General features: G+C 57.6%; 1 protein-coding gene. It reads left to right on the top strand.

Features of this window, described 5'->3' with window-relative positions; genetic code table 11:
- On the top strand, nucleotides 1-9,621 hold a 9,621-nt coding region (locus IEW73_RS16430), incomplete at both ends, for a non-ribosomal peptide synthetase (RefSeq protein WP_188678013.1).

Genomic DNA, 9,621 nt, shown 5'->3' with positions numbered 1-9,621 from the left:
TTGCCGTCGTATATGGTGCCGTCGGCTTTTGTAGTAATTGATGAGGTGCCGCTGACGCCTCAGGGCAAGGTCGACCGGCGGGCCTTGCCGGAGCCAGACCTCGTTGGTCAGCGGGAGTACGTTGCGCCACGGACTGACGATGAGGCGACCGTGCAGCGGATCTTCGCTGAGGTGCTTGGTGTTGAACAGGTCAGTGTGGTGGATTCGTTCTTCGAACTGGGCGGTAACTCGCTCATGGCAACTCGCGCTGTCACTGGAATCAACGAAGCATTTGGCGCTGCGCTTGTAGTACGGGAAATCTTCGAGTTCCCCACAGTGGAGAAGATCACTGAAGCGGCAGTAGAGCGTGCTCAGCATCAATCGGACCGACCGTCTATGTCCGACATTGTGCGCCCGGAGAATATTCCGCTTTCGCTTGGGCAGCAGCGGATGTGGTTCATTAACCAGTTCGATACGCAATCTGCGGGTTACAACATTCCGCTCGCTGTAACCCTAACCGGGCCATTGAATGTCCACGCATTGCGCGATGCGTTCGCCGATCTTGTTGAGCGGCATGAAATCCTCCGAACGTACTACCCCCCAACTGTTGACGGGGCAGTCCAAAAGATATTGCCACCGAACGAGGCGGAGCTTCCACTACCGCTGCACGTTGTTGACGACGCCACGAATATCGAACAAGCCGCTCTCGGTTTTGCGACCGAAGGGTTCGATGTTGCCGTCGCGCCACCCATCCGTGCGGCCCTATGGCAACGCACCGAGGAAGAACACCTCCTCGTTGTAGTGATGCACCACATCTGCGGCGACGGTTCCTCGCTCGCACCACTCATTCGTGACTTGATGACGGCATTTGCTGCACGACTCGACGGAAACACGCCGCAGTGGGAACCGTTGGCAATGCAGTACGCAGATTTTGCAATCTGGCAGCGTCTACTTTTGGGTGATGAAAGCAATCCTGAGTCGCTGTCTGCGAAGCAGGTTCAGTACTGGCGCGAAGCTCTCGCAGACCTGCCTGACCTTATTGAACTACCGCTAGACCGGCCGCGCCCGACGCAACAGGACATGACCGGTGGAAACATTCGGTTCTCGCTACCAAAATCGGTGCATACGCGCATTGTCGACATCGCGCACCACCATTCAGTGACACCATTCATGGTGATCCACGCGGCGTTCGCCGCATTGCTTTCGCGCGTGACCCCCACCGAAGATATCGCTGTCGCGACTCCAAAAGCTGATCGCGCGGATCCTGCTCTTGACGATATCGTGGGGATGTTCGTCAACACCCTGGTCCTACGAACCACAGTGCCGCACGACAGAACATTCACAGACCTGATCGATGATGTGCGCGCCGCCGACATTGCTGCGTTTGGTCACTCGGATATTCCCTTCGAACGTCTCGTCGAGGTTCTGAATCCGGCGCGCTCTCAATCGCATGCGCCACTTGCGCAAGTTGGCTATTCATACCAAAACCTTGATCGCCCGGAACTGCATCTAGCAGGGTTGACGATCGCCCCGTTGGCGGTGAACACCAATGTCGCGCAGTACGACCTGCACCTGCATGTGCAGGAGGAAACTGCCGATGATGGTTCGCTCATTGGCCTCCATGCGGCGTTCACCTATGCCACAGCACTGTTCGATAAGGCCACAGTCAGTCGACTTGCAGACCAGTTCGTACGGCTTCTCGAAGCCATTACAGATGACCCCCTGATTGAAGTGGGGGACATCGAAATTCTTGGTCCTGAGGACAAGCAGGCAGTCTTGTCAGCCTGGGGACAAGGCGACGTATTTGATCTGAGCGAAGCCCCCGCCACGCTCGTAGACCGGTTCGATAACCAAGTAATGCTGTCCAAGGATGCGACCGCATTGGTTTTCCGCGATGAGTTGATGACGTATGCCGAGCTTGATGCTCGGGCGAATAGTCTTGCCCGCCACCTCATTGGACTCGGGGTGGGGCCAGAAACGATGGTGGGCCTGTCGATTCGGCGATCCTTCGACTTACTCATCGGCATGTACGCCATCGTGAAAGCGGGCGGTGCGTATGTCCCGATTGACCCCGACCATCCAACCGAACGCAATAAGTATGTCCTTGAGGCCTCAAAGCCTGTATGTCTGCTAACTACTACAGGTGACGCAGTCGAGGTACCAGACGGGGTGGATGTTCTTTGCCTTGACCAGCTCGAGTTTGAGGCGTTGAGCGCACTTCCTGTGACTGACGCTGACCGTCGTGGGCCACTGCGCCCAGACAACACCGCCTACGTCATGTTCACCTCGGGGTCCACAGGACGACCCAAAGGGGTGATGGTTACACACCGTGCGATCGTTAACCAGATCGCCTGGAAACAATCTGAGTACCAACTCACCAGCAATGACGTCATTCTTCAGAAAATTGCCACAACTTTCGACGTGTCAGTGTGGGAATTTTGGTGGGCACTATCTGTGGGCGCACAACTGCTGATCAGCGAACCCGATATGCACCAAGACCCGGCATACGTAGCGCGCATGATCGAAAATCATGGGGTAACAGCAACAACATTTGTGCCTTCGCCGTTGTCTGTGTTCGTCACTGTTGCTACCCGCGAGCAACTGAGCACGCTGCGAGACATTTTTGTCATCGGCGAAGCCTTGCCAATGGATGTCATCGAACGCTGGTCGCGCATCAGTGACGCCCGCGTTCACAACCTTTACGGCCCCACCGAAGCGGCTGTGTCTGTCACAAACTTCGTAGCACAATCAGACGAACAGGCCACGGTGGTGCCGATTGGTGTACCACAGTGGAACACCGGGGCCTTCGTTCTTGATGGCCGCCTCAAACCAGTTCCACCCGGGGTGCCGGGGGAGCTGTACCTCACCGGAGTTCAGTTGGCGCGCGGCTATCTTGACCGCCCCGATATCTCGAGCGACCGGTTCGTCGCCAGCCCAATTGCCGGTCATGGTGAGCGCATGTATCGCACTGGTGACCTTGTGCGGTGGCGTACGAATGGCGTACTCGAATACATTGGTCGCACAGATTTTCAAATCAAGTTGCGTGGCCAACGTATTGAATTGGGTGAGATTGAGGCAGCTTTGCTGTCCCACCCCATCATCAGCCAAGTTGTTGTCATCTTGGCCAACCACCCCGATACGGGCGACTACCTTGCCGCGTACGCGGTGCCGATCGACGGTGCTCTCATTAGTGGCGAAGACTTGCTCGCATATTCTCGCGACAAGCTTCCCCGATACATGGTGCCAGCGCACATCACAGTGCTGCCGGAATTCCCGCTCAACCCAAGTGGAAAACTGGATCGAAAGGCACTGCCGAAACCTGATTTCAGCCCTGTGCACCATGATGTGGTCGCCCCCCGCAACCCAATTGAAGAAACCATCGCAGCTGTTTTCGCGGAAGTTCTCAGCAGCGATGCTGTCAGTGTTCTTGATGGGTTCTTTGACATCGGCGGTAACTCACTCAGCGCCACGAGGGTAATCGCACGGGTCAATGAGGCCCTCAACAGTTCCCTGGCGGTACGTGACATCTTCGATAATCCTAGTGTCGAAGCCCTCGCCGAACGTGTCGAACATGGTTCAACGCAGCAGCAGCGCACGCCACTGACTGCGCAGTCACGGCCAGACCAAGTACCTCTGTCGCTGGCGCAGAAACGCATGTGGGTCATCAATCAACTTGACCCCGGTTCCGCAGCCTACAATTTGCCTCTCGCGCTACGACTCTCAGGTCAACTCGATATCAACGCGTTGACAGCTGCGATCCGTGATGTTGTGGCACGGCACGAAACGCTGCGCACAGTCTTCCCTAGCGTCGGCGACCAGGCGCATCAAGTTGTACTGCCAATATCGGCACTCAACCTTGACGTGCCACTCCACGAAGTGGACAGTGACAAGGTATTCGAATTGGTGGGCGAATTAGCCACCGAAGGTTTTGATGTCGCCACCCAAATCCCTATCCGCGGCGGAATCTATCGGATTGACGCAGCAGATCATGTTGTCGTGCTGGTGCTGCATCACATCGCGGCCGACGGCTTTTCGATGGGACCGCTTGCACGCGACATCATGTTGGCCTACCACGCTCGACTGAATGACACCCAACCTGGCTGGCAGCCACTTCAGGTTCAGTACGCTGACTTCACGTTGTGGCAGCACGCAGTGCTCGGTGATGAAGCTGACCCCGAGTCGCTCGCAGCTCAGCAGGTTGGCTACTGGAAGCACACGCTGGATGGCCTGCCCGAACTCCTCGACGTTCCTACCGACTTTCCGCGCCCAGCGAGCCAGTCAATGCGCGGCTCCAAATACGAGTATGAACTTGCACCGGAGCTGTTCCAATCTCTCGAAAAACTAGCGCGCCAACACAATGCGACCCTTTTCATGGTTGTTCACTCAGCACTCAGTGTGCTGCTAGCGCGACTGGCCGGTACCGACGACATCGCTATTGGCACGCCCATTGCTGGGCGAGGTGATCGTGCGCTCGACGACATCGTGGGGATGTTCGTCAATACTCTGGTGCTACGCACTCAACTTCAGAGTGATTCGACCTTCGCTGATGTCCTTGCGCACAATCGAGAAACTGATCTTGCGGCTTTCACTCACGCAGACGTGCCATTCGAGAGGCTCGTGGAAGCACTTGATCCACCGCGATCCGCTGCCCACTCACCATTGTTCCAAGTGATCGTTGCGTTCGAAAACCTCGACCGACAGGAGTTCGAACTTGATGGGCTCACTATCTCGGGGCTCGACTCCGGCTACTCGATAGCAAAATACGACCTGCAATTCGCGTTTGCGGATACGCCCACGCACAACGAGAAAATACGCGCCGCGATCACCTACGCGACTGATCTATTTACCGAATCGACAATCGCAATCATCGCTGAGCAACTTACCGGTCTGCTCGACGCTGTTGCACAGGATCCAACGGCCAACATCTACGACTACCCACTAATTGACGCCCAGCAGCGCGCCGCGCTGTGGCCGGTCGGTGGGGGAGATGGCACGCCGCCACAGCACCTCGCTGAACTGATGAAAACCGCTGCCGCCCACAATCCAGAAGCTCCCGCAGTGGTGTTTCGCGATTACACCACGACATATCGCGAACTTGATCAGCGCTCAAACCAGCTAGCACGGTTGCTTCTTGCCCACGGCGCGCGACCAGAGCGAGTTGTCGCAGTCAGCATTCCCCGATCGGTCCAATCAGTGGAAGCTCTTTGGGCCGTGGCGAAAACGGGGGCAGTATTTTTGCCGATTGACCCCGAGTACCCGCGCGACCGTATCGAGCACATGATTGCCGATTCCGGTGTGGAACTTGTGGTCACGACCGTCCCGGACCACTTCGCTGGTCGAACTGTGCTCGATCTGAACGACACAGAACTGAACGAGCGGATCACACAATTCTCCGGGCGGGGTATCACTGAAGCAGAATTGCACGCACCTGTTCGAGTTGATCAGGCCGCGTACATGATTTACACCTCGGGTTCCACTGGTCTTCCCAAAGGCGTTGTCGTCACCCATCGCGGGCTAGCTAATTACGCAGCCGAGCAGCAGGAACGCTTCGGCATTGATGCTTCGTCTAGGGTCTTGCACTTCTCGTCGCCCAGCTTCGACGCATCAATGCTCGAACTGCTCCTCGCAATTCCAATGGGTGCAGCGCAATGCGTTGTACCGACAGGTATTTACGGCGGCGACGAGCTCGCGGAGTTCCTCACCACCAATGCAGTGACCCACGCATTCGTAGCCACCGCAGCGATGGGCACTGTCCCCGTCGGCGGAATAGACGACCTTCAGTGCGTCATCGTCGGTGGTGAAGCTGTCCCCGCCGAACTTGTTACAAAATGGGCACCAGGTCGGACGATGTTCAACGCCTACGGCCCTACCGAAACCACAATCGTTGCGACGCTGTCCACTCCGATGCTCCCAGGCCAAACGGTACATATCGGCGGACCAATCCGCGGTACATCGGCGCTAGTGCTCGACAATCGACTAAACCCAACACCTGTTGGTGTGCCCGGCGAGCTGTACCTCGCAGGGATGGGCGTTGCGCGCGGCTACCACAACCGACATGGACTCACCGCTACCAGGTTTGTCGCCGACCCATCCGGTCCAGACGGGGCGCAAATGTATCGCACTGGCGATATTGTCAAATGGTCTCGCCTCGATGATGGATCTCTCGTGCTTCTGTACGTGGGTCGTTCCGACTTCCAAGTCAAGGTGCGCGGATTCCGCATTGAACTAGGCGAAATTGATTCGGCACTGGCTACGCACCCGCTAGTTGATTCAGCTGTAACTCTTGCAGTTCAAGGGATCGCGAAGAATACGCAACTGGTTTCCTACGTCAAACCAATGCCTGGTACATCAGTTGGTGACCTGCCGGTTGAGGAAGTGCGCGCCCACATAGCGGCAACGCTTCCTGACTACATGGTGCCCAGCGCACTCATGCCGATCGCGGATTTCCCTCTCACCCGCAACGGAAAACTTGATCGCGCAGCGCTGCCCGATCCTGTCTTCACCGCAAGCGCAACCCAATACAAAGCGCCAACGACCCCGATGGAAGAAGCGGTCGTTCGGGTCATCGAACAACTCCTTGGTCTGACCGATGTTGGGGTGGAAGATTCGTTCTTCTCCCTCGGCGGCGACAGCATCATGTCGATTCAGCTAGTTTCGCGAGCGAAGGACGCCGGTGTGGTGTTCACCGCCCGCGACGTGTTTGAACACAAAACTCCTGCAGCCATCGCCCGAGTTGCAAGTTGGGCCGACGAAACGACTGCTGCGGTACTTCCTGAGCTGCCCGGGGGTGGAGTGGGCCAGGCTCCACTGCTACCCGTAATGCACTGGATGACGGAGTTGGGTGGCAAGTTCAACCAGTTCTCTCAGGCCATGCTGCTCACGCTTCCCCCAGCCGTCGATGCCGAACGACTACGACGCACACTCGACGCAGTGGTCGACGGACATGATGCGCTGCGTGCACGATTCTGGATGAACTCCGATGGTCACTGGCAGTACGAAACAATGCCAGTCGGCAGTGGCTCGCCGAACCTTCACCGAGTCGAATTCGATGAGGAAGTGGGCACACCGGACTTCGCAGATCGGGTGCGAGCCGAGCACGACGCAGCAGCACGCAGGCTAAACCCGGCCGCTGGAGACATGCTCCAATGCGTGTGGTTTGACCCCGCTGGCGGTGGGGGCGCGACCGCAGGAAAGCTTCTGATCCTTGCCCATCACCTCGTGGTCGACGGTGTTTCCTGGCGAATCCTGCTGCCAGATCTAGCGAATGCCTGGGCTCAAAGCGAACGAGCCGACTCTATTGCGCTACCACCTGTTGTGACCTCCGCCCGTAGGTGGGCGCACGTGGTAAACGAACTCGCCAGCGCACCGGAGACTGCTGCCGAATTGCAGTGGTGGCTGGACACATCGACCGAACCTGATCCGCCGTTGGGTTCCAGTGAATTTCATCCGCACGAGCACATGATGGGACAGCTTTCCACGTGCAACATTGCTGTGCCCGCAGATATCGCAGACCCAGTGATCAACGATCTACCGCGCCTCTATCGCTCCGGTGTCAACGACGCCATGCTTGCGGCACTCGCCTTAGCTGTGGCCCGGTACAGACACCGCCGGAGCAGCACACACCGAGAGCTTCTGCTGAACCTCGAAGGGCACGGGCGTGAAGAGAACCTGATCCCCGGTGCTGATCTATCACGCACCACCGGTTGGTTCACCAATGTTTTCCCTGCCCGCATCACAGTCTCTGAAACAGCCGTCGAGGCAGAATTGGGGGCGCGGGAAGCATCCGATCTACTCAAATCTGTCAAAGAGCAGCTTGTTGCAATCCCGCGTAAAGGGATGGGCTATGGCCAACTCCGCTATGTGAACCCCGAGACCACAGGCCATTTTGGCTCAGCGCAGATACCGCAAATTGCCTTCAACTACCTCGGTCGCGTTGGTGGTTCCGCTGTAGCCGACCAGGCACAACAGTTTGGTTGGTTGCCAGACGGCAGTGTCACCGGAGCGAACGGAACGGCTGATGATTCGATGGGGGCCCCAGCCGCGTTGAACATCAACATCACTGCGGTGCAGGACGAATCTGGTGTGCAACTGCGTGGTTCGCTGTCCTACATCAACACACTGTTCACTGACGCGGACGCGGAGGAACTAGTTGACCTGTGGACGCAGGCACTCAGCGAACTGTCCGCCCTCGCACTCCACACAGAATTTGCCACGGTAACCCCGTCTGACGTCCCGCTCGTCGCCGTCGACCAACGAACACTGGACTCGCTGGTGCACCGTTATCGCGATGCAGGCCTCGAAGTCCGCGATGTGTGGTCGCTCAGCCCCCTTCAAGGTGGCTTGTTGTTCCATGCACTGTTGTCTGGGCACGAACGCGACATCTATGTAGCACAAACAGTGATAAAGCTCGGCGGGGTAGTGGACTCGGAACGGATGCGCAGCGCAGGGCAAGCACTGCTCGACCGCCATGCGAACCTCCGGGCAGTGTTCCTGCACGACTCCGCGGGTAACCCAGCGCAACTTGTTCTCGACGATGTACGAATCCGTTGGCAACACACAGACCTGACAAGTCTCCCGCTGGAGCAGGCGCGGGTTGAGGCGAAAACCATTCGGCAAACTGACCAGTTCACCAGTTTCCGTATGGACGATGCCCCATTGGTGCGAATGCACCTGGTCACCATTGAAGACGGTAAGCATGAGCTTCTGTTCACCAACCACCACATCCTGCTTGATGGGTGGTCAATGCCTGTGCTGGTTAAGGAACTTCTCACCCTGTACGCCACGAGGGCTGATACCGCGCACTTGCCCAGCGTCCGGCCTTACAAGGACTTCCTGAGCTGGCTAGCTGCGCATGACCGTGACGAAGCCCGTGCACAGTGGGCTACAACTCTGTCCGGTCTTGATGAACCGTCACTCATCGCGCCGGGTGCAGGGGAAGGCTCCCCCGAGACCGACCCCAGCGAAGTAGTCGTCGAGTTCAGCGTTGAGCAATCGCGTTCCCTCACTAATGTGGCACAAGACCTGGGCGTCACCCTGAACACGGTTGTCCAGGTGGCGTGGGGGATCGTGCTTGGTCAGCAGTTAGGCCGTGATGATGTGGTGTTCGGTGCCACCGTTTCTGGTCGGCCACCGCAATTGTCCGGTGTGGAAAACATGGTCGGGTTGTTCATCAACACCATCCCCACACGAGTCCAGGTCCACAGCGACGACACACTTGCTTCCCTCGCTATTCGAGTACAACAGCAGCAAGCCGCACTACTCGATCACCACCATGTTTCTTTGCCGGAAATCCAGCAGGTAGCGGGTTCTGGTGCGCTATTTGACACGCTCACAGTGTTCGAGTCCTACCCCGTCGATGCGGTAGCCGGAGAAGCCGTTGATATCGACGGAATGTCGATCACCGGATTGTCGGGTGCTGACGATACCCACTACCCGCTGAGCATTATCGCCTACGCCCAGCCTCAACTCACGTTGAAAATGAAGCATCGCGCTGACCTCATCAGCGATGCGCAAGCGGCCTCGCTTGCCCAGCGCATGCGTACGGTACTTGAGGCCTTTTCCGGTTCGCCGTCTGTGTTGGTGCGGTCGGTGGAGTTGCTGAGCCTGGTGGAGCGGGAGTTGGTTCTTGCTGGGTGGCAGGTG

Source organism: Hoyosella rhizosphaerae (genome assembly GCF_014643175.1).
In the GTDB taxonomy this organism is placed as follows: Bacteria; Actinomycetota; Actinomycetes; order Mycobacteriales; family Mycobacteriaceae; genus Lolliginicoccus; species Lolliginicoccus rhizosphaerae.
This window is presented reverse-complemented; position numbering and strand designations above follow the sequence as displayed.